Annotated in this window: 1 protein-coding gene and 1 pseudogene; both read right to left on the bottom strand. The window is 57.4% G+C overall.

The features are described 5' to 3' along the window. Positions 1-658 (bottom strand): Mur ligase family protein (locus tag BG74_RS06320; RefSeq protein ID WP_244267377.1); only part of this gene is annotated, 658 nt, incomplete at its 3' end. Then, positions 651-850, bottom strand: a pseudogene (locus BG74_RS17360) (peptidoglycan glycosyltransferase FtsI); the annotation flags it as partial. The pseudogene BG74_RS17360 and the gene BG74_RS06320, both read right to left, overlap by 8 nt.

Raw genomic sequence — 850 nt, 5'->3', positions numbered from 1 at the left:
GCGCCATATCGCCGTGATAATCCAAATGGTCACGGCTAAGATTGGTAAAGACCGCGGCGGCGAAATGCAGGCTGCTGACTCGGTGCTGTACCAAGCCGTGGGACGAGACTTCCATCGCCGCGATGGTTGCGCCCTGGTGCTGCAGCTGTGACAGCAGCTGCTGGACCTCGATCGGTGAGCCGGTAGTGTTGTCGGCTGGATGGATATGGCCCATTACACCGTTGCCCAAGGAGCCCATTACGGCGCTCATCTCGCCTAATAACTGCGCCCATTGTGCCAATAGTTGAGCGGTAGTGGTTTTGCCGTTAGTGCCGGTTACACCAATCAAGCGCAGCGCTCGCGACGGCTGCTGATAAAAGCGCCCTGCCAGCGCTGATAACCTCTCTTGCAGCCGATGAAGATAGATGACCGGCACGCCGTGCAGCTCATGGATTTCACCTTCTTCGGCTTCGCCTTCCGCTTGCGCCACGACGGCGGCAACTTCTTTCGCGATCGCTTGAGGGATATAGTGACGTCCGTCCGTCTGATGGCCGACGACGGCTACAAACAGATCGCCCGAAGCTGCGGTGCGGCTGTCTAGCGTCATGTCCCTCAGCACACGTCTCGGCGCGTTAGGCACCCAGGGTGAGAGCAGCTCATGTAAATTACGATCAGTCACCTGATGCCTCTCGATTATTGACGATCATGTCGGATTTTTCGACGGGCTGCGGCAGTGCATCCGGTTCTATGTTCATAGTACGCAGAACGCCGCCCATAATGGCGCCAAATACCGGCGCGGAAACCGCTCCGCCATAGTATTTGTCACCCTGCGGATCGTTTATCACCACTACCAGTGCAAAGCGCGGATTAC

Source organism: Sodalis-like endosymbiont of Proechinophthirus fluctus (assembly GCF_001602625.1).
Lineage (GTDB): Bacteria > Pseudomonadota > Gammaproteobacteria > Enterobacterales > Enterobacteriaceae.
The sequence above is the reverse complement of the archived record's forward strand: the minus strand, read 5'-3'. Positions and strand labels throughout refer to the sequence as shown.